Source organism: Natronorubrum texcoconense, from assembly GCF_900100335.1.
In the GTDB taxonomy this organism is placed as follows: domain Archaea; phylum Halobacteriota; class Halobacteria; order Halobacteriales; family Natrialbaceae; genus Natronorubrum; species Natronorubrum texcoconense.
Genome location: NZ_FNFE01000004.1, coordinates 290,028 through 311,148, shown reverse-complemented (window position 1 = coordinate 311,148; position 21,121 = coordinate 290,028). Strand labels below are relative to the sequence as shown.

The 21,121-nt window shown below is 63.8% G+C and carries 23 protein-coding genes; 12 read left to right on the top strand and 11 right to left on the bottom strand.

Annotated elements, in window-relative coordinates:
- Window positions 1-9: 9 nt before the first annotated feature.
- Window positions 10-1,695: an aldehyde ferredoxin oxidoreductase family protein gene (locus tag BLT08_RS14235; protein WP_090308680.1), complete on the bottom strand. Its 1,686-nt coding sequence runs from the start codon at window positions 1,693-1,695 to the stop codon at window positions 10-12.
- 174 nt (window positions 1,696-1,869) lie between these two features.
- Between BLT08_RS14235 and BLT08_RS14230 the strand changes: the two genes are divergently transcribed.
- Window positions 1,870-2,439 carry a DUF2391 family protein gene (locus tag BLT08_RS14230; RefSeq protein WP_090308677.1) on the top strand — a complete coding sequence of 190 codons (570 nt, stop codon included), beginning with the start codon at window positions 1,870-1,872 and terminating at the stop codon, window positions 2,437-2,439.
- Window positions 2,440-2,987: 548 nt separating this feature from the next.
- Here BLT08_RS14230 and BLT08_RS14225 read toward each other — a convergent pair.
- The 3 genes from BLT08_RS14225 to BLT08_RS14215 all read right to left on the bottom strand — a co-directional run bounded on the left by BLT08_RS14225 (window position 2,988) and on the right by BLT08_RS14215 (window position 7,761).
- Window positions 2,988-5,894 carry a PAS domain-containing sensor histidine kinase gene (locus tag BLT08_RS14225; RefSeq protein WP_090308674.1) on the bottom strand — a complete coding sequence of 969 codons (2,907 nt, stop codon included), beginning with the start codon at window positions 5,892-5,894 and terminating at the stop codon, window positions 2,988-2,990.
- Window positions 5,895-6,148: 254 nt separating this feature from the next.
- The gene (locus BLT08_RS14220; protein WP_090308670.1) at window positions 6,149-6,421 is read right to left on the bottom strand and encodes a hypothetical protein; all 273 of its coding nucleotides are present in this window, start codon (window positions 6,419-6,421) and stop codon (window positions 6,149-6,151) included.
- Window positions 6,422-6,564: 143 nt separating this feature from the next.
- On the bottom strand, window positions 6,565-7,761 hold the full coding sequence (locus BLT08_RS14215; protein WP_090308668.1) for a potassium channel family protein: 1,197 nt from the start codon (window positions 7,759-7,761) through the stop codon (window positions 6,565-6,567).
- A gap of 184 nt (window positions 7,762-7,945) precedes the next feature.
- On the opposite strand from BLT08_RS14215, the gene BLT08_RS14210 reads away from it, so the two are divergent.
- The 3 genes from BLT08_RS14210 (at window position 7,946) to BLT08_RS23070 (ending at window position 9,390) form a co-directional block, all read left to right on the top strand.
- Window positions 7,946-8,518, top strand: coding sequence for a magnesium transporter (locus tag BLT08_RS14210; RefSeq protein ID WP_090308665.1), 573 nt, complete (start codon window positions 7,946-7,948; stop codon window positions 8,516-8,518).
- Between the two features lie 20 nt (window positions 8,519-8,538).
- A complete protein-coding gene (locus tag BLT08_RS14205; RefSeq protein ID WP_175529333.1) occupies window positions 8,539-9,141 on the top strand; it encodes a magnesium transporter in 603 nt (200 codons plus the stop codon).
- Between the two features lie 99 nt (window positions 9,142-9,240).
- Window positions 9,241-9,390, top strand: coding sequence for a hypothetical protein (locus BLT08_RS23070; protein WP_175529322.1), 150 nt, complete (start codon window positions 9,241-9,243; stop codon window positions 9,388-9,390).
- Between the two features lie 90 nt (window positions 9,391-9,480).
- Here BLT08_RS23070 and BLT08_RS14195 read toward each other — a convergent pair whose 3' ends face one another.
- Together BLT08_RS14195 and BLT08_RS14190 are read right to left on the bottom strand one after the other, a co-directional pair.
- Window positions 9,481-11,439: an AMP-dependent synthetase/ligase gene (locus BLT08_RS14195; RefSeq protein WP_090308658.1), complete on the bottom strand. Its 1,959-nt coding sequence runs from the start codon at window positions 11,437-11,439 to the stop codon at window positions 9,481-9,483.
- A 363-nt stretch (window positions 11,440-11,802) separates the two neighbouring features.
- Complete coding sequence (locus tag BLT08_RS14190) at window positions 11,803-12,729, bottom strand: MBL fold metallo-hydrolase (protein ID WP_090308654.1); 927 nt, start codon at window positions 12,727-12,729, stop codon at window positions 11,803-11,805.
- Window positions 12,730-12,886: 157 nt separating this feature from the next.
- Here BLT08_RS14190 and BLT08_RS14185 point away from each other — a divergent pair, with 157 nt between their 5' ends.
- Entirely contained in the window at window positions 12,887-14,122 is a 1,236-nt protein-coding gene (locus tag BLT08_RS14185; protein ID WP_090308650.1) for a sensor histidine kinase, read from the top strand.
- 106 nt (window positions 14,123-14,228) lie between these two features.
- Here BLT08_RS14185 and BLT08_RS14180 read toward each other — a convergent pair whose 3' ends face one another.
- The gene (locus BLT08_RS14180) at window positions 14,229-15,134 is read right to left on the bottom strand and encodes a cation diffusion facilitator family transporter (RefSeq protein WP_090308645.1); all 906 of its coding nucleotides are present in this window, start codon (window positions 15,132-15,134) and stop codon (window positions 14,229-14,231) included.
- A 128-nt stretch (window positions 15,135-15,262) separates the two neighbouring features.
- Between BLT08_RS14180 and BLT08_RS23285 the strand changes: the two genes are divergently transcribed.
- From BLT08_RS23285 to BLT08_RS14165, 4 genes are all read left to right on the top strand, one after another.
- Window positions 15,263-15,436, top strand: coding sequence for a hypothetical protein (locus BLT08_RS23285; RefSeq protein WP_217636379.1), 174 nt, complete (start codon window positions 15,263-15,265; stop codon window positions 15,434-15,436).
- A 23-nt stretch (window positions 15,437-15,459) separates the two neighbouring features.
- Window positions 15,460-15,873: a fluoride efflux transporter FluC gene (locus tag BLT08_RS14175; RefSeq protein WP_090308641.1), complete on the top strand. Its 414-nt coding sequence runs from the start codon at window positions 15,460-15,462 to the stop codon at window positions 15,871-15,873.
- A complete protein-coding gene (locus tag BLT08_RS14170; RefSeq protein ID WP_090308637.1) occupies window positions 15,870-16,265 on the top strand; it encodes a fluoride efflux transporter FluC in 396 nt (131 codons plus the stop codon). The genes BLT08_RS14175 and BLT08_RS14170 overlap by 4 nt, the downstream gene beginning before the upstream one ends.
- A 76-nt stretch (window positions 16,266-16,341) precedes the next feature.
- On the top strand, window positions 16,342-16,944 hold the full coding sequence (locus BLT08_RS14165; protein WP_090308632.1) for a hypothetical protein: 603 nt from the start codon (window positions 16,342-16,344) through the stop codon (window positions 16,942-16,944).
- A gap of 8 nt (window positions 16,945-16,952) precedes the next feature.
- On the opposite strand, the gene BLT08_RS14160 is transcribed toward BLT08_RS14165, so the two are convergent.
- The 4 genes from BLT08_RS14160 to BLT08_RS23065 form a co-directional block, all read right to left on the bottom strand.
- Window positions 16,953-17,393, bottom strand: a complete 441-nt coding sequence (locus BLT08_RS14160; RefSeq protein ID WP_090308629.1) for a universal stress protein — start codon at window positions 17,391-17,393, stop codon at window positions 16,953-16,955.
- A gap of 264 nt (window positions 17,394-17,657) precedes the next feature.
- Entirely contained in the window at window positions 17,658-17,852 is a 195-nt protein-coding gene (locus BLT08_RS14155) for a cold-shock protein (protein ID WP_006087710.1), read from the bottom strand.
- Window positions 17,853-17,965: 113 nt separating this feature from the next.
- Window positions 17,966-19,009, bottom strand: a complete 1,044-nt coding sequence (gene mgtE, locus BLT08_RS14150) for a magnesium transporter (protein ID WP_090308625.1) — start codon at window positions 19,007-19,009, stop codon at window positions 17,966-17,968.
- Entirely contained in the window at window positions 18,996-19,172 is a 177-nt protein-coding gene (locus BLT08_RS23065; RefSeq protein ID WP_175529321.1) for a hypothetical protein, read from the bottom strand. Before BLT08_RS23065 ends, mgtE begins: the two co-directional genes overlap by 14 nt.
- A gap of 183 nt (window positions 19,173-19,355) precedes the next feature.
- Here BLT08_RS23065 and BLT08_RS14145 point away from each other — a divergent pair, with 183 nt between their 5' ends.
- The 3 genes from BLT08_RS14145 (at window position 19,356) to BLT08_RS14135 (ending at window position 20,851) form a co-directional block, all read left to right on the top strand.
- A complete protein-coding gene (locus tag BLT08_RS14145; protein WP_090308622.1) occupies window positions 19,356-19,925 on the top strand; it encodes a magnesium transporter in 570 nt (189 codons plus the stop codon).
- Window positions 19,925-20,509 carry a magnesium transporter gene (locus tag BLT08_RS14140; RefSeq protein ID WP_090308619.1) on the top strand — a complete coding sequence of 195 codons (585 nt, stop codon included), beginning with the start codon at window positions 19,925-19,927 and terminating at the stop codon, window positions 20,507-20,509. The genes BLT08_RS14145 and BLT08_RS14140 overlap by 1 nt, the downstream gene beginning before the upstream one ends.
- Window positions 20,510-20,572: 63 nt before the next feature.
- Window positions 20,573-20,851, top strand: a complete 279-nt coding sequence (locus tag BLT08_RS14135; RefSeq protein ID WP_090308614.1) for a hypothetical protein — start codon at window positions 20,573-20,575, stop codon at window positions 20,849-20,851.
- Window positions 20,852-21,121: the final 270 nt, after the last annotated feature.

The following is a 21,121-nucleotide window of genomic DNA, read 5'->3' as shown; positions in this document are numbered from 1 at the left end:
GTCCCGTGATCAGTCGTCGGCCGGTGCGGCAGTGTCGCCGCCGAACTGGTCGTCGGGCACCGTGCCGTCGTCGTTCCAGCCGCGTTCGTCGTAGTACTCCGCGAGCCCCTGATCGAAGTCGGGGATCTCGTAGGGCAGCGCGTCGTCGCCGCGGTCGAAGCCGCGCTGGTTGTTGAAGTGGCGCTCGAGCGAGACGACCTCGCCGCCGAGGTCGAGGAGTTCCTCGTAGTCGGCGTCCAGTAGCGTCTCGAGGCGCTCGGGCGTCACGAAGTCTCGGGAGAACTTACAGAGGACGCCGCTGTCTTTGATGACGTTGACGTTCTCGAGTTCGATCACCTTCGGCGGCTTGTTCTCGAGGCCGTCCTTGTCGAAGGCGTCGTCGGCGTCGACGAGCGGGTACTCGTAGGGGTAGAACTCGGCGTACATGTGGTCGGCGCCGCGGTTCGACGTGGCGAAGGCGAGTCCCTGTCCGTTCAGCGTGCGGCCGTCGTGGGCGGGGAACTCCATCCCCTTGACGGTCCAGTTCTCGACGCCGAGTTCGTCGTGGAACTCGTCGATGCCCTCCGCGAGCGTGTCGCCGATCCCCTCTCGGTAGGCGATTTTCTCGACCGTCTCGTGGATGAGATCGGCGTTGCCGAACTCGTCCTCGCTGGCGAGGTACGCCGCGACGGCGTCGCCGGCCGAAATCGTGTCCAGCCCGAGGTCGTCACAGAGCTTGTTCGACTTCATCACGTCGACGACGTCGTCGATCCCCGAGTTCGAGCCGAAGGCCATCACGGTCTCGTACTCCGGTCCTTCGGTGACGACCCCCGACTCCTCGTCTTTCGTCGGCAGTTTGCAGGCGAACGCGCACGCCGAACAGGTCCCCTTCTTGTACTTCTTTTCGGCGACCGCGTCGCCGCCGATCCCGGCGGCGCCCTCGAACGAGAGCTCCGAGAAGTAGCGGGTCGGCAGCGCCTCGACCATGTTCGCGTACTCGGTGACGGAGGTCGTTCCCGACTCCTTCATCGGATGTTCGGCCTGGGCGGCCTCGCCGTGGATCTCCATCTGGACCGGCGGGATCTCGATCTCGTGAGTCGAGTCGCCGTCGAAGGTGATCGCCTTGACGTTCTTCGCGCCGAGGACGGCACCCAGTCCGCCGCGGCCGAACGCGCGCTCCTTCGAGGTCATGATCGAGGCGAAGCGAACCTGATTCTCGCCGCCGGGTCCGATGACGACCGTGTGTTCGTTCTCGAGGCCGTGTTCCTCCTCGATGTAGTCGCAGGTTTCGGGAACGGTCGCCTCCTCGAGATCCGGCACCTCCTCGAACTCGACGCCCTCGTCGGTGACGTGGACGATGACGAGGTCGTCGCTCGCGCCCGTGATCTCGACCGCGCTGTAACCCGTCCCGGTGAAGTTCCGCGAGAGGAACCCGCCCGCGTTCGAGGAGAGTAGGCCGCCGGTGAGCGGCGAGACGCTCGTCGCCGACATTCGGCCGGTGAAGCTCATCGTCGAGTGCTGGAGCGGCCCCGTCGCGAAGTAGAGGCGGTTGTCGGCCCCCAACGGGTCGACGTCGAACGGAACGCGGTCGTGTGCCAGTTTCGTACCGAGCGCGCGCCCGCCGAGGTACTCCTCGAGGACGTCGTCGATGTTCTCGGTCTCGCTCGTTCGTGCGCCGACGTCGACCGTACACAGCGGTCCCCGTACGTGTTTCATATACACGATTATGCCCTCCCCGACTGCAAAATGCTACCGGTTCCTGTTACACGGACACAGGGTTCTGTTCGCTGATCGATACGACGGGCATCTCGTGTTCGAAACCGGTTCGGTACCCGTCATGTGGACGCGTAGTCCGACGAACTTTAGCCGTCTTGGTGTGAGCACTCGACAATGTCACGATCGGAGGGTCAACCCGACGACCCGACGCTGGACGATCTCTACGAACAACTCGAGACCTTAGCGGAGACGGTCGACGACCCCGACGAGCGAACGGAAGTTCGGCGGACGATGCGGCTGGCCGACCGACTCTCACACAACGGGATGGTCAACCGGGTGATCACGCAGTTCACCGGGAAGGACAAGGCGGAGGCGTTCGTCGGTAGCATGCTCATCGGCCTGCCGCTGCTCGTCGAGGACGGCGTCATCGAAATCGGCGAGTTCCTCGCCGAGACGCCGATCTTTTTCGCGATCAACCTCGCGCTCGCGGTCTCGCTCGTCGTCGGCATCCTCTACGTCGCCGACTTCCGCGAGGTCCAGATACACAACCCCTACTTCGGCGTGCTCCCGCGTCGGCCCGTCTGGGTGCTGGGAATCGCGTTCGTGACCGCGACGGCGATGATGACGCTGTGGGGCCGGGTCACCTGGGACGAGCCGTGGGTCAACCTCTGTCAGGTGTCGGTGATCTTCACCGGGATGGCCGTCGGCGGCTCGCTGGGTGACATCATTCCCGGCGAGGACTGATCGATTCCGTCACAAGCGAGATTGGAACACGTGCGGTGGCGCGCGCTGGGTCGCGCGAGGTCGTCGCGAGTACTACGAGCGACTGCGCGGAAGACGGGGAACGTCGTCCTGCGGATGAGTGAGTAGAGCGAACGAGCGTTAGCGCGGGACCGAAGGTCCCACGAACTATGCGAACGGTGCGCGGTTCGGAGTGAACGAAGCGAGCGAGAACCGCGAGGAGAACGGAGCGACCCGTGAGCAGAAATCGGCTGGGGAGGACGTGGAATTCCTCGGTGCCAGTGAAAGCAGAGTAGATGATTTTAGGGGTGTCGTAGAACGATTCGCACGATCTTCTTTTCACCCCATCTGTGCTGAACTATCCGATCATTGTACGTACGAACTGACCGCTGTGGTTCCTCCCAGTTACAGATGATGACCGACGAGTCGTGTTGAATACAGCGCGCGACTGTCCTGCGAGATTCGACTTGATTTGCAACTCCCACTAGCGATCGGTAAAGGGCGCGTATCCAGCGCGGCCAGTACCGAGACGAGCGGTCAGAACGGGACGTTCACACGCCGTCGGCAGGGATCGTAAACGTGAACGTCGTCCCCTCGCCGGGTTCGGAGTCGACCCAGATTTCGCCGCCGTGACGTTCCACAATTCGCCGACAGAGCGCGAGCCCGATTCCAGAGCCCGGCTGTTCGGTCTGACTGTGGAGTCGCTGGAACACCTCGAAGATACGGTCGGTCGCGTCGGGATCTATCCCGATTCCCTCGTCACGGACGGAGATTACCCAGTACTCGCCGTCGCGCTCAGCAGTGATATCGACCTGTGGCGGCTCGTCGCCGCTGTACGTGATCGCGTTACTCAGCAGGTTTTGGAAGAGCTGGCGTAACTGGCTTTCGTCGCCCTCGACGCGCGGTAAGTCGTCGGTCGAAATAGTAGCGTCGTTCTCTTCGATTCGCATCTCGAGATCCTTCAACACCGTCCCGAGGACGCTGTCGAGGTCGACCGGCTCGAACGTCTCGCCTTTCGTTTCGATCCGCGAGTACTCGAGGAGGCCGTCAATCATCTCGCGCATGCGGTCGGCGCCGTCGATCGCAAAGTCGAGGAACTCTTCGCCATCTTCGTCGAACGCGTCCCCGTACCGGCTATCGATCAACTGGAGATAGCTCGTCACCATCCGGAGCGGTTCCTGCAGATCGTGGGACGCGACGTACGCGAACTGTTCCAGTCGTTCGTTCGACAGTTCGAGCTGGCGCTGATACTCCCGCCGCTCGGTGATGTCCTGGACTAGCAACATCCCCGCGTAAATCTCGTCGTCGATGTTCCGAATGGGAAGCGTCTGTGCGAACAGGTCTCGGTCGTGATACTCCACCTCGAACGACCGTGCGTCGCCGTCGAAGACGGCTTGGAAGTGCGGTTTTATCGTTTCGATCAGTTCGTCGGGATAGCGCTCGTAGATACTGGCACCGACGATTTCGTCGGGAGAAATGCCGAGGTCTCCCAGGAGTTCGCCACCGGCGACGGTGTAGGTCAGGTCGTCGTCGTAGAGGCCGACTGCCCCGTCTGGGAAGTTTTCCACGAGCGACCGGTACCGACGTTCGCTCTCCTCTACGGCCCGTTCGCGTGCCTTCCGTTCGGTGATGTCACGGACGACGCCGATTCGTCTGCGCTCGTCGCCGGGCAAGACCGAGAACGTCGCTTCGGCAGGCACACGGTCGCCGTCTGCCGTCCGTACCGCCGCCTCTAGCTTGGGATCGTCGGCACGTCCGTCCACGATCTCGGTCTCCGTCGCGTTCGCTTGCTCGATCGTCTCGTCGTCGACGACCAGCGAGGCGTGTGAGCCGAGCAGTTCCTCGCGAGAGTAGCCGGTGAGCTCGGTGTAGGCGTCGTTGACCATCGTGAACCGATTGTCCGCGTCGACGACGTAGATACCGTCGTTGACGGTTTCGACGATCGTTTCGTACTGTTCGAGTTCTCGCTCCCGCTCTTTTCGCTCGGTGATATCACGGACGACGCCCGTTCTCCCGGTCATTCCATCTTCGTATTCGTACGGTCCGAACCGCCCCTCGACGGGAATCGTTTCGTCGGAGGCAGTATCGAGGTCGAACTCGAGAGATGCGTACTCCTGTTTATCTGCGAGAACGTTGTCGGCCAGCTCCTCCGCCTGCTCGTTGATCGTCTCGTCGTGGATGAGCGTGACGTGTTCGCCGAGCAGGTCGTCGCGCTCGTATCCCGTTAGTTCGCAGAACGCCTCGTTAACCATCACGAACCGGTCGTCGGCGTCGAGCGTCGCCACGCCGTCCCAGATGGTCTCGATCGTCTTCTCGTACCGTTTCAGCTCTTGCTCGCGTTCGTTTTGCTCGGTAACGTCTTGTGACATCCCCAGCGCGGCAAAGATGTCGCCAGAATCGTCACGAACCGGAACGAATCGGAACTGGTAGACCCTGTCGTCGATCGTCTCCTCGACCGTCGAGGGATCACCGTTGAGAGCCGCCTCGTAGCCCGGCTGGACAGCCTCCCGAACGTTTCGCGGCAGGTCGCGAACGGAGCTGCCCTCGATATCGGTTCTCGTCACGTCCGTGTCCCCTTCCGGTGTGCCCCCGAACGTCGTGTATCGGAGTTCGGTGTCGACGAGCGCAACGGCACCGTTAGGGAAGTGTTCGACGAGCGTTCGATAGCGGTGTTCGGTCTTCTCGAGTTCGCGTTCGCGCTCCTTGCGATCGGTCACGTCGCGGAAGTACACCGAGAGCCCGCTCTCGGACGGGTAGGCGTTCACCTCGAACCACGTCCCGAAAAAGCGCTCTTCGTACGTCCTCGGCTCTCCGGTTTCGAGCGCTCGGGAAAACTCGTCGAAGCCGCGAGATTCGCGGACCTCGGGGAATACCTCCCAGACGGTCTGCCCCAGTAGTTCGTCTTTCGGGCGCTCGAAAAGCTCTGCCGCTCGATCGTTGACGTGTACGAACCGGAAGTCCTCGTCGAGCGCGTAGAACGCGTCGGAGATCCGTTCGAAAATCTCGTTCAGTTCGCTCTCGAGCCGGTGTTCTCTTTGGTTGCGTTCGGAGATGTTCCGGACGATCCCAATCGAACCGTCGAACTCGCCGTTAGAAGTGAGAAAATTGACCTGCAACTCGCAGTGTAACGAGTCGTTCGTAGCGGTTTCGATAGTGGCCTCGTACGTGCCATCGTTGCTGACTCCGTCGCCGTCTCCGGGTCGGCGAAAATCGTTCTCGAAACGCTCGATGTCGGTCTCATCGAAAACGAGCGAGACGTGTTCATCGAGCAAGTCGTCGCGGCTGTAGCCCGTGAGTTCAACGATGGCCTCGTTGACTCCGACGAAGCATCCGTCGGAATCGAGTTGGTAGATGCCGTCGTCGATCGTGTTGACGAGCGTTCGATAACGGCAGAGAGCCTCTGACTCGTTTGTTTCCCCCCAGAAGAGGGCATCGACGGACTGTGCTCGGTCGACCATTGAGGGCGATAAGCATTCGGATGAAATAAGCGCTTGTAAGAAACGATCTCGTCGCGCCGAACACTTTCCCTATATTCGGCAGGTCGTTTCTGACGCCTATCCGAGAGGTGGGGAGCTGCTCCGGTAACGCCTCGGCCTGTACTTACCGTTCGCTGGGTGATTGCAGAGAAGGGATGCGAACCGTTCTATGACACCCTCAGGTCCACCCGAGAATCGTACGAGAAACGAGCGAGCACGCGAATCGCTCGAGAACCCTACTCCGTCGACTGCAGTTTCGGAATCTCGTGGTCCGGAACGTGCAACTCGTCGTCCAGCACGACCTCGAGCCGTCCATCCTCGATCAACCGATCGATCTGCTCGTGGGTGAACCGGCCGTCACACTCCGCGCCGACGAACGTCACGAAGCGCTCGGTGCGCTCGACGACGGTCGCGAGCGAGTCGCCGGTTCGGTAGGAGTAGTGGACGGTCGTGCCGGGGAAGAGGGCCGCAGCGGTCGTTTGGAGGGGAAGCGGACGGGGGAAGTCCATACGCGACCACGTTCGGAGGCGATTATATCTTTTGTGGAGCACGCCTCGGACCGCGCGGCGGAGGGTATCGGACGGGAGCGAGAGCAGACTCACACGAGAACAAGACCAGAACCGCACCGCACGTGGCGATCGATCGACGCCGACTACTCGAGGCCGTCCCCGTTACCGGCGAGTTCGCGCAGGTGATCGACGCCGACGGGCGGGCCGCGAACGAGCAGCGAGTCGCCGGCTGCACAGACCAGTTCCCCGGTCGGATCGAACGTCCATCCGTTGTCGTCACCCCGGCGGATCGCGAGGACGACCACGCCCGCACCCTCCTCGAACTCGAGGTCGGCGATCGTCGTGTCGTCCAGTTCGCTCCCCGAGCCGACGGTCACGGCCGCGATGACCTCCTCGCTGTCCTCGAGCGCCGCGCCGAACACGGGCGGGAGTTCGACGTCACGGAGGACGACCTCGGCGATGTCGACGGCGGCGTCACAGATCGCCTCGGAGGCGGCCGCGAGGTGGAGCAGTCCCCGGAGTTCGTCGGCGTTCCAGTCGCCGCCGGTCTCGATGACCCACGTCTCGAGGTCGGCCTTCCGGACGTCGGATTGCTCCTCGAGCGAGATGACCTCCCGCGCGAGTTCGTCGCTGTCGAACCGCGCTGCGCCGTAGGCCAGCCCGACCGCGAGTTCGGCCATGTCCTTGAGTTCGACGACGGCCTCGGCCGCGCGCTCGAGGTCGTCGGTCGTCTCCGGCGGCTCGGTCGGGGCGGGAAACGCTTCACCGGTCGCCCGTCGATAGACCGTTTCGATCCCGTCGCGTGACCCGCGGCCGACGATGACGTCGCCCGCCTGCAGCCGGTCGTCGCCCTCGGGCGAGAACGACCACTCGCCGTCGCGTCGGATCGCGATGAGCCGGACGCCCTCCTCGAGGTCGAGTTCGAGCTCCCGCAATCGGCTCCCGGCGAAGTCGGAGTCCTCGCTGACGGTCGCGCGAACGAGTCGCTCGTCGGCATCCGGGAAGGCGTGTTCGAACGCGGCCGGAACGCCGTCCTCCTCGAGGACGATTCTGGCGACGTCGCCCGCGGCCTCGGTGATCCGAACGGCGCTCGAGGCGACCTGAAAGAGGCCGACGAGCCGTTCGGCCTCCTCGGCGCGTTTCGCGGCGAGCATCAGGGCGATCCGGCTGTGGTACTGCAGGTAGTTCACCCGGGCTTCGAGTTCGACGACTTCGTCGGCGAGATCGGCGTCGTCGTAGCGCACGGCAGAGTAGGCGAGATCGACCGCGAGCTCCGAGGAGTCCTTGAGTTCGACGAGCGTCTCCCGGACGTTCCGGGGCTCGTAGGAGATTTCGCGCATTACCCCTGACCTGACGTGGCACACTAATCAAGATTGGGACATCGGTCAGCGCTCGGCACCGAACGTGACGGAGAGCGGACAGTGAGAGATTGAACAAAGGCAAACGGTCAACACAGCTACTATTGAATAGCTGACTGGACGGGAGTAGGGAAACTTAATGCGCCGGAGAATTACCTACTGACAGATGATAGGCCACGACTCCGCCGCCGACGTCTACAGACAGGCGTTGCCGGTCATTCTCGTCAGTCTCGTGGCAGGACTGTTCGCCGGCACGTTACTTGGCACCGAAACCATGCGCGAGGGGATCGAAAGCGTCCCCGGTATCTTGCTCCTCCTTCCCGCATTTCTCGCGACGCGCGGTGGCGTCTACGGCTCGCTCGGCGCACGGCTCTCGAGCGGCCTCCACCAGGGGCTGGTCGATCCCCACTTCGAGTGGAACGACCGCCTGCGGAACGCGATCGTCGCCTCGTTCCTGAACGGGTTGATCGTCTCCGTCTTTATCGCGGTGCTGGCGTGGGGCATCCTGCTCGCACTCGGTCGGGGCGGCAGCTTGATCGAACTCGTCATCATCCTGTTCGTCGCCGCGCTGTTGAGCGCGTTCGCGATGCTCGGGGTGTTGCTCACCGTGATATTCAAGGGGTATCGCCGGGGACTGGACCCGGACAACGTCATCGGTCCCGTCGTGACGACCGTCGGTGACGTCTTCGGCGTCGCCTTCCTGCTCGTCGGCATCGCCGTCGCCGGGGTGATCCTGTGAGCGGCAGCGACAGGGACCCGTTGAGCGTCGGCAGCGACCTCCTGCAGGGGGAGGACTTAGAGGACGACCTGCTGGCCGACTGGACCGTCGGCAACATCGTCTCGACGCTCGTCCCCCTCCTGATCGCGCTCTCGATCCTGCAGATGGTCTCGGGCACCGTCCTCGAGACGTTCGAAGACCAGTTGCTCGAGAACCCGTCGCTGCTCGTCATTGTGCCGGTGATGATCGGCACCGCGGGGAATTTGGGCTCGATCATGTGCTCGCGGCTCTCGACGCAGCTACACCTGGGGACGCTCGAGTTCTCGCCGGCCAACCCCGACATCCGGGCGAACATCGGGGCCGTCTTCGGGCTGGCGGCGACCGTCTTCGTCCTGCTCGGCATCGCCTCGTGGGGGATCGGACGGGCCCTCGGCGGGACCCTCGGCCTCGGCACGCTCCTGTTCGTCACGATCGTCAGCGGGATGTTGCTCGCCGTCTGGGTCGTCGTCGTCAGCACGCTGTCGGTGTACGGCTCCTACAAACTCGGCTACGATCCCGACGACACGACGATCCCCGTCGTCACGAACGTCTGTGACATCACGGGCGTGTTGATCCTCTTCGCCGTGGTCTGGATCGTGCTCTGAGCGGCACGAGAGCGGCGTTTACATCCGACTCGTCGATCGGCCACGACGAACGGGTCGATCGACCATCATGTTTTTTACAGTAGTCTGTGAGCGTGGACTATGGTCGTACAAGTACTATTGAGTGTCTCAGTATTCGTCACTATCCTGCTCCTCGTCGGCGTCGTCGCCGCATCCTACGTCGGAACGACCGTGGCGTTGAAACGGTTTTTCGACGGCGAGAGTCGGGACGTGCGGCAGGACCACCGGTGACGAGCGATCGTCCGAGCGCATCGTCGGTCACGGTGTGATCGGACGTGAACGCGACGTCAGTACGGAGCCGAAAGCGTCCGCGGAGACCGTCTAGTCGTCAGCGTAGATCCGATCGACGCGGTCCTCGAACTCGTCCAAGATCACGCGACGCTTCTTCTTCATCGACGGCGTCAGCATCTTGTTCTCCTCGGTGAACTCCCGGGGCACGAGTTCGAACTGCTTGATCGTCTCGTGTTTCTCGAAGCCCGCGTTGACCCGATCGACCTCCTGTTGGACGTATTCGCGGACGCGCTCGTCGTCACACATCGCTTCGGGGTCGTCGGGCAGGTCGATCCCTTCCTCTTCGGCCCACTCACGAATGTGCTCCGTGTTCGGCACCAACAACGCGCCGATGAACTTCTCGCCGTCGCCGACGACCATCGCCTGCTCGATGATCTCGCTCGCCGCGAAGCCGTCCTCGAGCGGGCCCGGCGCGACGTTTTTCCCCGTCGAGAGGACGATGATCTGTTTCGCGCGGTCGCGGAACTCGATGTAGTCGTCGGGGCGGAGATGGACGATGTCGCCGGTGCGGAACCACCGTTCGCCGTCTTCGTCCTCGGTGAACGCACCCTCGGTCGCGCCGGGCTTGTTCCAGTAGCCCTGCGTGACGTTCGGTCCCTTGACGAGGAGTTCGCCGACCTCGCCGGGATCGTCGTCGAACGTCTCCTGATCGACGACGGTCTCGTCGATCTGCAGGTCGATCCCCGGAAGCGCCGGGCCGATCGTTCCGATCTTCACCGCCTCCGGCGGGTTCGTCGTGACGACCGGCGAGGTCTCGGTCAGGCCGTACCCCTCGTAGATGGGCAGTCCCATCGCGTGGTAGAGCTGGCAAAGCTCCGGGGAGAGACTGCCGCCGCCGCTGATCAGCAGTTCGATCTCGCCCCCGAGCGCCTCCCGAACCGTCGAGAAGACGAGTTTGTCCGCGAGCGATCGCTTGGCGTTCAGGATCGCCCCGGGCGAGTCGGCCCGCTGGTACTCGACGCCCACGTCCGTCGCCCACTCGAAGATCCGCTCTTTGACCGACGACTCGCTGGCCTGCTCGCGAATCGCGTCGTAGATCTTCTCGTAGACTCGTGGCACGCTGGTCGCCGTCGTCGGCTGGACGAGACTAAAGTCCTCCTGCAGCGTCTCCGAACTCTCCGCGTAAGCGACGCACGCGCCCGTCGCGAAGAGGACGAAGTGACCCGCCGTCCGCTCGAAGACGTGCGCCAACGGCAGGTAGGAGACCGCTTGCGAGTCTTCGTCGAGCGCCGGCACGTCGTCGGGTTTGTCCGGCCGCGGCGCGAACCGCTTGCGCACCGCGTTCACGTTCGACCGGAAGTTCCAGTGGGTCAGCTGGACGCCCTTCGGCTGGCCCGTCGTCCCGCTGGTGTAGATCAGACTCGCCAGATCGTCGAGCTCGGGCGCGTCGACGCGCTCCTGGTAGGCCTCGAGGTCGAACGTCTCCTCGCCGCGGTCGTAGACCTCGTCCAACGTGTAGACGTCGTCGCGGTCGTCATACCCCTCGAGTTCGTCCATCGAGACGATGAACTCGAGGTCGAGTTCGTCCTCGACCTCGAGGACGTTCTCGAGCAGGTCCTCGTTCTCGACGACGACGGCGGACGCGCCGGGGTCGTCGAGCAGGTACTCGACCTGATTCGGCGAGGAACTCGTGTAGACCGTCGTGACGGCTGCCCCGGCACCGAGCAGGGCGAAGTCAGACTGCGCCCACTCCATCCGGGTGTCGGCGAAGATTCCCACGCGGTCCCCCTGCTCGACGCCGAGGTCGTGAAAGCCCGCCGAGAGCTTGCGGACGACGTCGCGCATCTCGGTGTAGGAGATGGTCCGGAACTCGCCGGGCGTCGCGGCCGGGAGCACCGAGTCGGTTAGGGATCGGTCGTAGATCCCACCCTTGTATTTTTGCGCCGGACGGTTCGCGTTCCGTTCGGCGGACTCCTCGAACATTCGCGCGAGCGTCGTCTCCCCGATTACCTCGTCCTCGTACTCTCGTTCGGCATCCCGCCAGTTCATATGCGTGTGACAGTACCTCCCGTGCGATAAAACGTGATGAAACGGAACTCATCTGTAGTTGCGTTTATTTACGTTCCGTAGGACGACTCAACGGATCTGTCTCGCCCGAAATCGGCCATTATGGCGAAAATAACCGAGCCGTTTCCCCACTGTTCGGAGGTTTATGGTAACAACCGACACAATTGCGTCGGGAAGCGGCACCGAACGTGGACATCCATCGGAGATACGGAACGAAGCGAACGTTCGTACAGTTCGATCGGCAGCGGTGCGGTCCGGCCGCGCTCGGTGGCCGGCAGAACCGCGCTCGGCGACCGGCGGAGCCGCGATTCACCCGCTATTCGGCGACCGAGCCATTGCCGACGATCAGTCGCGCCCGTCGAGGTAGCCCAGAACGCCCCGCGTGTTCATCGCCGCCTCGGCGGTAGCCTTCTCCTCGCCCCAGACGTCGACCATCTCACTCGAGGTCGCGAAGTGCTCGATCACGGCGTCGTCGTCCGCGAGTTCCGCCCGCTTCGTCTCGACGGCAACGACCCACTCACTGAGGACGGTCTCGTACTCCTCGAGCGCGCGGTCGAGGTCGTCGCCGACCTCCCGCGGGCCGAAGTGCGTGTAGAGCAACACGTCCGGGTCGATCGATTTCAGCGTTTCGCAGTCCTCGAGACACTGCTCGAGGTGGAAGTCCGACGGCGGCGACGTCTCCCGAATCTCCTCGGTACTCGGCACCCAGATCCCCGCCGCGTCGCCGGTGAAGACGGCGTCGTTCGCGGGATCTTCGAAAACGACCTGGTGGAACGCGTGGCCCGGCGCCGCGTGGACGCGCAGTTCGTGGTCGCCGAGGTCGACGACGTCGCCGTCTTCGATCTCGACGACGCGTTCCTCGTCGAGCGGCCGCGGCTCGACGTAGTACTCCCACTGCTCGCCGACGGCGGCTTTCGTCCCGGCGACGAGGCGCTCGGGATCGATGAGCAGTCCCGCACCGGCCGCCGGGACGTAGACGTCCGCGTTCGGGCAGGCCTCGGCGAGAAAGCCCGCTCCGCCGGCGTGATCGAGGTGAATGTGGGTCACCGCGATCACTTCGAGGTCCGATCGGTCGATCCCGAGGTCGTCGAGCGCCTCGAGGAGGAACTCGTGGTTGGTGCCGAGTCCCGTCTCGACGATTGCGGGTCGCTCGTCGTCGATGATGAAGGCCGCGCCGTACTCCGGCGTGTCGTACATGCCGGTGTCGATGTAGTAACAGTCCGTACAGTCGCCGGCCGTCACCTCGTGAACGTCGCCGATATCCGGTCCCATACCGGTAGCCTGTCGCCGTGCGGGAAAAAAGCTAGCATCGCGGCGACCGGACGACTGCGAGGCCCGGCGTCGACCGTGGCCGTTACACCCTTTACCACGGGAAGCCGTTGCTACCCTGTATGGGGGAGCACACCGCACCAGCATCGACGAGACTGCCATGAGCGACGGCGCCGCCGTTCGGCGACCGACCGACGCGACAGTTCCGTGGCTCGTCGGCGGCCTCGGCGCGCTCTCGTTCGCCTTCTTTTTCGGCTGGAGCCTTTGGTTCGCGTCGGAACTCGACCCGACGGCTATCGCACTCGGCTTCGTGACGGTCGCCGTTCCCGCACTCGGACTGGTCTGGGGCGGCTACCGACTCGAGCGGAGCACGATCGGCGTCGACCGACACCGTCGTATCGCCCAGTGGTGTTTCGGCTGCGGAGTCGGCTTTCTGGCGGTCAACGCTCTTATCATGATCTTCTTTCCCTGGCACACGACCTCCGGTAACATCTCTTGGGCGCAGTTCTCGCTGAACGTGGGCGCCGTCGCCGGACTCACCGTCGGCTACGTCGAAGCCCGGGCGATCCAGCGCGAGGTCGAGGCGACCGCGGCCACCGTTCGCGCCGAGCGACTCGCGGAGGAACGAGAGGTGCTCACCTACCTGAACGATCTCCTGCGACACGAGGTGTTGAACAGCGCCCAGATCATCAACGGTCACGCCTCGTTGCTCCTCGAGGACGCCGACGATCGGTCGCGAACCCACCTCGAGACGATCGACCGCAAGAGCGACGCGCTCACCGACGTGATCGACGACGTCCGGGCGATGCTGAACGCGAGTCGGGAGTCGGACGCGACCGAGCGCGTCGATCTCGGCGACCTGCTGGACGCCGAAGTGACGGCTCTCGACGACCGGATCGACGAACTGGAGATCGACGCCGACGTCCCCGACGCCGTGTTCGTGTCGGGAAACGAGGGCCTTAGATGGGTCTTCGCGAACGTACTCGAGAACGCCGTCGAACACAACGACAGCGAGCACCCGCGGATCGCGGTCACGGTAGAGACGCAAGCCGAAACAGTGACCGTCCGCATCGCGGACAACGGGCCGGGTATTTCGGCAGAAACGCGCGAGACGCTGTTCGATCGGAAGTCGAGAAACCACGGGCTGGGGCTGTATCTCGTCTACATTCTGGTACACAGGTATGGGGGCTCGGTCGAACTGACGGAGACCGGGCCACAGGGCAGCGTGTTCTCGATCACGCTGGCTCGAGCGGACGCTACAGACGACGATGGCGAACCGACGCGTGACCCAAAGACGGACACAGCCCACGGGACGGAAACGACGGGAAGCGCGGAGAGCGAGCCGATCTCGCGAACGGGATCACAATCGGACGACGGGGACGCGGGGCTACCCTGAACTGGAGGGACGCGAGATGCCGCCTGCGGGCCGGCTGCCGCTCGTCTCCCGTCGACGAGCCGTCGAACGCCCATCAGCGAGGCCAGAACCGTCCGACAACGGTTCGCTATCGCTCCTCCAGGCGATCCTTCCACTCGCCGATCCCCGACGGATCGAGGTGGACGTGCGCGTCGCCGACGTCTTCGAGACCGCGCAGTCGGGCCACCAGCTCCGACTCGATGTCGTGAGCCTGCCGGAACGGCATGTCGCCGTCGACCTCGACGTGAACTTCGACCTCGAGGACGGTGCCGTCGTAGAAGACGGTCAGATCGTGAACGCCCCGAACCTCGGGGTGACTGCGCAGGCGCTCGGTGATCTCCGCGCGCTTTTCGGGGTCCGGTGCGGCCCCGATGAGATAGTCGACGTTCTCGCGGCCGATCTCGACGCCCTGGTAGACGACCAGCAGACTGACGAGACCGCCGGCGATGGGATCGAGCAGCGGAAATCCGAGGAGGACGCCGAGGACACCGACGACGGCCGCGAACGTGGTGTAGATGTCGTTCAGACAGTCCGTCGCGAGCGCCTTGAGCGCGGTCGAATCGAGCTCCTCGTTGACCCGCGTCGTGTACCAGTAGACGAGATACATGTCGACGATCGCAAAGGCCAGCGCGGCGAGCAACAGCAGGTTCGCGTCCGGCGGGTCCTGCTCGAGCAGTCCCTGGATGGACTCGGAGAGCAACAACAGTCCGAGCACGGCGATGATCGCGCCGACGAACAGCGCGGTCAGCGGTTCGATTCGGTCGTGTCCGTGCGGGTGTGTGTCGTCGGGTTCGTCGTACGAACTCCGACCCCAGATTAGCACGACGACGCTCGCGACCAGATCCGCGACCGAGTGGGCCGCGTCGGCGACCAGCGCGACGCTGCCGAACGCCAGCCCCGCCGCCCCCTCGACGATGATCTTCGCCGCGTTGCCGAGGACGTTCGCCCACGAGGCCCGCGTGAACCCGCGTCGATCCGCCTCGGCGTCGGTCATTGCAGGGATTAGAGGGAGTCTAAACTTGTGTCTTTTCCTTCTGCGGTCGACGCTGTGACCGTATTGCACGGAGGATGCGCTCGAGGCGCCTCGAGTCGACCGCGGTTTTGCGATCGTCTCGTGGAGTGGTGCCACAGCGGCGGGCCGATGCGGGTCGACGTTCCGCAATCCTCAAGCCGATCCTGCGAGAACACCGGCGTATCCGGGCGATGGGGCCCGCCCGACCCAACTGCCGAACGCTCGCAGTCGCCGCGACCGACGTCGATTCGCCGACGGTCGCGTCCGACCGCGAGGGCGGCTGACGGTCCCTGTCAACGCTTCAGCCATGGCAGCCCACCCCATCGTCCGACTCGAGACGCTCGCACTGATCGGTATCGGCGGCTTCGCCGGTTCGAACCTCCGGTACTTCGCACTCGGCCTGTTCTCGGACGTGCAGGCCGTGTTGCTGGTCAACGTCCTGGGCTGTTTCGCGCTCGGGTTTCTGGTCTACGAGGCCCAGTACGCGGGACTCGTCGCCAAGCGGTCCCGAACCGTCTTCACGACCGGCTTCCTCTCGTCGCTGACGACCTACAGCACGTTCGCGATCCAGTCGGCGCTCGCGGCCGACCCCCTCCTGCTCGTCGCCATCGTCGCCGGCAACTACGGGCTCGGCTTCACCGCCGTCCTCGCGAGTCGGGAACTCGCACGCCGGCTTCGTGACGACGACGCCACTCCCGCCGCGGGAGGTGAGGCGGCGTGATCGGGAGCGCAGTTCCCGGGTTCGTCACCTTCGATCCCGAACCCGCCCACATCGTCGGCACTGGCGGCGCGATCGGTGCCGTGCTGCGCCACTGGGTGTATCTGCAGTTCTCGAGCGATCGGTTCCCGTGGCCGACGCTCGCGGTAAACGTGCTCGGCAGTTTCGTCTTCGGACTCGCGATGTTCGCCGGCGCGGGCGAGTCAGCGATTCAGCTGGTTGGAATCGGAATCTGCGGCGCGTTCACGACGTTCTCTTCGTTCTCCGTCGAGACCGTCCAACTGTACGAACGGGGCGACCGACTGCTCGCCGTCGTCAACGCCGGGGGGAACCTCGCGCTCTCGCTTCTGGCGATCGGACTCGCGTGGGGGCTCGTTTCGGTCGGTTCCCTGTAGCCAACTCGAGTCAGCCGCCTCCCGCCACCTCGAAGCGGCCCGTTTGTTCATCAGCGTTCGTCACCTTCCGTTCGGTATGGAACGCGAGGACGGCGTCGCTCACGCACCCAGAACCGGAGCCCGCGGACTGTGGGATCGGCTCGTCGGACCGGAGTCGACCCGAGCCGAGAACGGATTGATACTGGGATACAGCGTCGTGTTCTGTACGGGCCTGCTCCTGTACACCACTATCGCGCAACCGGACTGGACCCCGCTCCAGCGGGGCGTCGTCGTCCTCGTGGCCTTCGACATCGCGGGCGGGATCGTCGCGAATACGACGGTTTCCGGAACCCGGTGGTGGCACCGCCCCGCACAGACGCGCCGGGACCACCTTCGGTTCGTCGCCGGCCACCTCCACCCGTTCGTCCTCGCCTGGCTGTTCGTCGGACTGACGTGGGCGGACGCGGCCGTCATCTACGGATTCCTCGTCTGCGGTGCTGCGGTGATCCTCGCCACACCCGACGACCTCGAGCGGCCGGTCGCGATGGGCGTCTTCTCCGTGGGACTGCTGGTCGCGCTGTACGTCGTCGCGGTTCCGAACGGTCTCGAGTGGTTCGTTCCGTTCCTCTACCTCAAGTTGCTTCCGGGCCACCTGGTGGACGGCCGACGAGATCGCAAATCCGTAGCGAAGTCACGCTGAGACGCGTTCTACTCGGTGTTCGAGCCGCGTACGACCGTTACCGGAACGCCCGCCCGCCGGACGACCTGCTCCGCCACGCTCCCCAGCAGATATCGCGCGGACCCTGCACGACCGTGGCTGCCGAGAACGATGCCGTCGAACCCGCGGTCGTCGGCGTAGCCGACGATCACTCTCGCCGGTCGACCGACCTCGAGTGCCGTTTCGACGGTCCTGTCGTCCGGCACCGTTTCGCGGAGCGACTCGAGGACGGCCTCTCCCTTCTGCCGTTCGGTGCCGTGTTCGTCGTCGGCCGTGTAGCCCGGGAACGATTGTCGGCGGCTGTAGTCGATCATGGGGTCGACGACGTACAGTAGCGTCAGCCGGGCGTCTGGGAACTGCTCGAGTGCGTACTCGAGGGCCGACCGCGCGGGTCTCGAGCCGTCCACGGGGACGAGAACGTGGTTGTCCATACGATTGTAACGGGAGAGTGTCCAAAAAGGAATACCGGTCGCGGGACGGGTGGTGATTCGAGCCGGAAAGCACCGTCCGTTGACAGAGCGTACCCAACCCGTCAGCGCTGGCTCGAGACGTATCGTAGCCACTGCAAGTCAGTGCACACCTGAGCGCCAGACGGGGCGGTGATCAGTGTCTAAACCGTTGCAGTTGTTACTCTAACTGTGCGAAACGTGAAATCGTCGTTCAACATCGCCGTCAGGCGACGGTGAAGTCAGAAATTAGTTGCGGACGACGTTCGTCGCGCGGGGACCCTTGGGGGCCTGTTCGATGTCGAATTCGATTTCGGTGCCTTCCTCGAGGTCCGGACCGCCAACGTCCTCCATGTGGAAGAAAACGTCATCGTCCGCGTCGTCCGTCGAAATGAAACCGTAGCCGCCTGTGTCGTTGAAGAAATCAACGTTACCGTTTGCCATTACGAACAAATGTAGTTCCGGGCCACGGATAACCCTTGTGAGGGTCGTGGTACCACGATTCCGTTCGGAAACGATACCGTGAAAATATCGGTGGCGTCGTCCTTATCCACCGCTCACAGCAGTTCCTGGAGCAACACGGCCGCCAGTCCGAAGTAAATCAGCAGCGCCGTCACGTCTTTGACCGTCGTGATCAGCGGATCAGAGGCGGCCGCCGGGTCGAAGCCTAGTTTGTTCATGATCCACGGGATCACGTAGCCGACGACCGACGCGACCACGCAGACGGAGACGAGGCCGATGAACACGACGAGCGCCAACTCGAGGGCGTACGGCTCGTCGATCTGCCAGAGGTAGGCCGCACCGGCGCCAATGGCGCCGATGATGAGCCCGATCAGCAGGCCGATGAGTCCTTCGCGGGCGAAGTAGCGCATCGCGTTCCGGTCGTCGATCTGGCCGAGCGCGAGACCGCGGACGAAGATGGTCGACGCCTGCGTGCCGACGTTACCGCCCATGTCCATGATCACCGGGACGAAGAAGGCGAGCGCGACGACCGCCTCGAGCGTGTCCTCGAACTGCTCGATGACGCCGCCGGCGAGCAAGCCACCGGCGAGCGCGACGATCAACCACGGGAGTCGGAGCCGCAGGATCCGCGGGATCGAGGACTCGAGGATAGCCGAACTCCGGGACCGCTCGACGTCGGCGAAGGAGAAGCCGGCCGATTTCAGGATGTCTTCGGTGGCCTCCTCCTCGACGACCTCGAGCATGTCGTCGGTTCTGAGAACGCCGACGAGTACGCCGTCGTCGTCGACAACCGGAAGCGCAGAAAAGTCGCGGTCGGCCATCTCGGCTGCGGCGAGCTCCGGATCCGCGTCGGCGTCGATCGTGATCAAATCCGTCGACATGTGGTCCTCGACGACGTCGTCCTCCTGGGCGTTGAGCAGTTCCCGAAGGGACATGACGCCGACGAGTCGGCCGGAGTTGTCGGTGACGTAGAGGTAATAGACGGTCGTTTCGTCGGTTCGAGGCTCGAACTCACGGAACCGTTCGACGGCCTCTCCGACGAACGACTCCTGCGTGACGGCGACGTACTCGTCGTCGACGATCTCTGCCACGCGATCCGCGTGGAACTCGAGGTCGAGATTGCGCTCAGCGGCCCCCATACACCTCACCTCGGCTGTGGGACCGAATGACGCCGGCGAACTCGCCCTGCAGGAGGTCGGTAATCAGTTCCTCGAGCGTGCGACCGAACTCGTAGTGTGCGTTGGTGGCCTCGAGTATCGCGGTATCGATGCCGTATCGACTGCTGTGGTTGGTATTCAGCATGCACTACAAAAATATTAGAAGTGTCTAAAATCACTTTCCATCTAGGACTAATATCGTATTCGACTACCACGCCATTCGGTGACAACCCGAGGAGACGTCGCATCGATACCCGATAGATCGCCATCACGATCGATGGCGGATCGGTCCCGGTACGTTTAACATCGGACTCAGTGATTTGCTGATATGAGCGTTCGCGGCGACTTCTGGTCCATCTACCGGGAAGCGCTCCCCATCCTGTTGATCGCACTGGGCGGCGGACTCTTCGCCGGATTGGTGCTCGAGGGGATCTTAGAGAGCGTCGAGCGGTTTCCCGGCCTGCTCGTGATGGTGCCCGTGTTTCTGGCGACACGAGGGAACGTCTACGGTGCGCTGGGTGGGCGCATCTCGAGCGGGCTCCACCAGGGGCTTATCGAACCGCGGTTCGAGTGGAACGATCGGCTGGTCAACGCCGTTCTCGCCTCGTTCATCAACGGGATCGGTATCTCGATCGTCATCGGCGTGGTCACGTGGGCCGCGTTGCTGGTGATCGGCTGGGAGGTCGCCGCGCTGTACGAACTCGTCGGGATCATGCTGATCGCCGGCGTGCTGACCTCGGTCGTCCTCATCTTCGGCCTACTCGCGCTGATTTTTCTGGGCTACAAGTACGGTTACGACCCCGACAACCTCGTCGGCCCCATCGTGACGACCCTCGGTGACATCTTCGGGATGCTGTTCATGCTGTTCGCGATCGGACTCGTGGAGGTGCTCGTCTGATGGTCGTCCCCGCAGGCGGCTCGCTCGGGACCTGGGAGTGGAAACGCATCGTCGCCAACATGTTCCCGCTGCTCGTCGTGCTCTCGATCATCGTCCTCTGGGCCGGGATCACACTCGAGAGCGCCGAGGAGATGTTAGAGGAGTTCGCCGTCCTCGCGGTGATGGTACCGACGATGGTCGACATGGGCGGCAACCTCGGGGCGATCCTGAGCTCGCGGTTGTCGACACGCTTTCACCTGGGAACGACCGAACTCGATCCGCGCGACCGAGAGCTCTGGGGAGACGTGGCGGCAGTTCTCGCGCTCGCGGCGACGATCTTCACGGCGCTGGCGATCGGGGCCGCGGCGATCGACGCCATGTTGTTCGGCGGGGTCGTCGGGTTCGGCCCGCTGCTTCTGATCTCGCTCGTCAGCGGAATGTCGGTGGCCGTCATCGCGATCGTCTTCAGCTTCGCGGCGACCTACGGCTCTTATCGGCTGGGAATCGACCCCGACGACACGACGATCCCGATCGTCACCAACGTCGTCGACGTCTTCGGAATGGTCATCTTTATCGGCGTGTCGGCGGTCGTCCTCGGTTTCTGACCCGGTGGACACGGTCGATACCCGACCGGAATTTACAGGGGGAATCCGTTCGTTGCTGTACGCGTGTCACCAACCGTCGACGATCTCCGAAACGAAATCCGACAGGCCGTGGGTCGGTACGAACGCGTGGAGTCGACCGCCTTTACGAAAGAAGCGCTCGCCGCCATCTGCGACGCCGTCGACTACGACATCGGGACGAACGGCCTCCCCTCGAAACCGCAGATGCGCGCGGGAATTCTCTGGAAAATCGGCGCCCTCGAGGACGACGATCCGGAGCGCGCCGAGCGTCCGCTTCGAAAGGCGGAACTCGAGTCGGTTGCGAGCGCGCTTCGAGACGAGTAGCGGCAATCGGTTCGAGCGGCCCGCGGACGTTCGACGAGTACACCGCTGACGAGCGACGAGCGAACCGCCGGCTAACGGGGCGTAGAGAACCGCTTCAGGAGGTGCGCGAAAACTCGTGAAACTGCCGTCTGCTGTCCGTCCGTCGGACGTCTGACTGAGTTTCAAGTGTGACGATGTGGGCCTCATCTGTATGGTCACCCACCCGACCCGACGCAGCCGACCCCGACAGTCCCCCCACCGAGAGGCCCCAGAACGGAGGCGAGCGAACCG

Bases quoted from the DNA above. Each gene is read 5' to 3' on its own strand.
- BLT08_RS14235 (WP_090308680.1), bottom strand. From the start codon at position 1,695: ATGAAACACGTACGGGGACCGCTGTGTACGGTCGACGTCGGCGCACGA.
- BLT08_RS14230 (WP_090308677.1), top strand. From the start codon at position 1,870: ATGTCACGATCGGAGGGTCAACCCGACGACCCGACGCTGGACGATCTC.
- BLT08_RS14225 (WP_090308674.1), bottom strand. From the start codon at position 5,894: ATGGTCGACCGAGCACAGTCCGTCGATGCCCTCTTCTGGGGGGAAACA.
- BLT08_RS14220 (WP_090308670.1), bottom strand. From the start codon at position 6,421: ATGGACTTCCCCCGTCCGCTTCCCCTCCAAACGACCGCTGCGGCCCTC.
- BLT08_RS14215 (WP_090308668.1), bottom strand. From the start codon at position 7,761: ATGCGCGAAATCTCCTACGAGCCCCGGAACGTCCGGGAGACGCTCGTC.
- BLT08_RS14210 (WP_090308665.1), top strand. From the start codon at position 7,946: ATGATAGGCCACGACTCCGCCGCCGACGTCTACAGACAGGCGTTGCCG.
- BLT08_RS23070 (WP_175529322.1), top strand. From the start codon at position 9,241: ATGGTCGTACAAGTACTATTGAGTGTCTCAGTATTCGTCACTATCCTG.
- BLT08_RS14195 (WP_090308658.1), bottom strand. From the start codon at position 11,439: ATGAACTGGCGGGATGCCGAACGAGAGTACGAGGACGAGGTAATCGGG.
- BLT08_RS14190 (WP_090308654.1), bottom strand. From the start codon at position 12,729: ATGGGACCGGATATCGGCGACGTTCACGAGGTGACGGCCGGCGACTGT.
- BLT08_RS14185 (WP_090308650.1), top strand. From the start codon at position 12,887: ATGAGCGACGGCGCCGCCGTTCGGCGACCGACCGACGCGACAGTTCCG.
- BLT08_RS14180 (WP_090308645.1), bottom strand. From the start codon at position 15,134: ATGACCGACGCCGAGGCGGATCGACGCGGGTTCACGCGGGCCTCGTGG.
- BLT08_RS14175 (WP_090308641.1), top strand. From the start codon at position 15,460: ATGGCAGCCCACCCCATCGTCCGACTCGAGACGCTCGCACTGATCGGT.
- BLT08_RS14165 (WP_090308632.1), top strand. From the start codon at position 16,342: ATGGAACGCGAGGACGGCGTCGCTCACGCACCCAGAACCGGAGCCCGC.
- BLT08_RS14160 (WP_090308629.1), bottom strand. From the start codon at position 17,393: ATGGACAACCACGTTCTCGTCCCCGTGGACGGCTCGAGACCCGCGCGG.
- BLT08_RS14155 (WP_006087710.1), bottom strand. From the start codon at position 17,852: ATGGCAAACGGTAACGTTGATTTCTTCAACGACACAGGCGGCTACGGT.
- mgtE (WP_090308625.1), bottom strand. From the start codon at position 19,009: ATGGGGGCCGCTGAGCGCAATCTCGACCTCGAGTTCCACGCGGATCGC.
- BLT08_RS23065 (WP_175529321.1), bottom strand. From the start codon at position 19,172: ATGCTGAATACCAACCACAGCAGTCGATACGGCATCGATACCGCGATA.
- BLT08_RS14145 (WP_090308622.1), top strand. From the start codon at position 19,356: ATGAGCGTTCGCGGCGACTTCTGGTCCATCTACCGGGAAGCGCTCCCC.
- BLT08_RS14140 (WP_090308619.1), top strand. From the start codon at position 19,925: ATGGTCGTCCCCGCAGGCGGCTCGCTCGGGACCTGGGAGTGGAAACGC.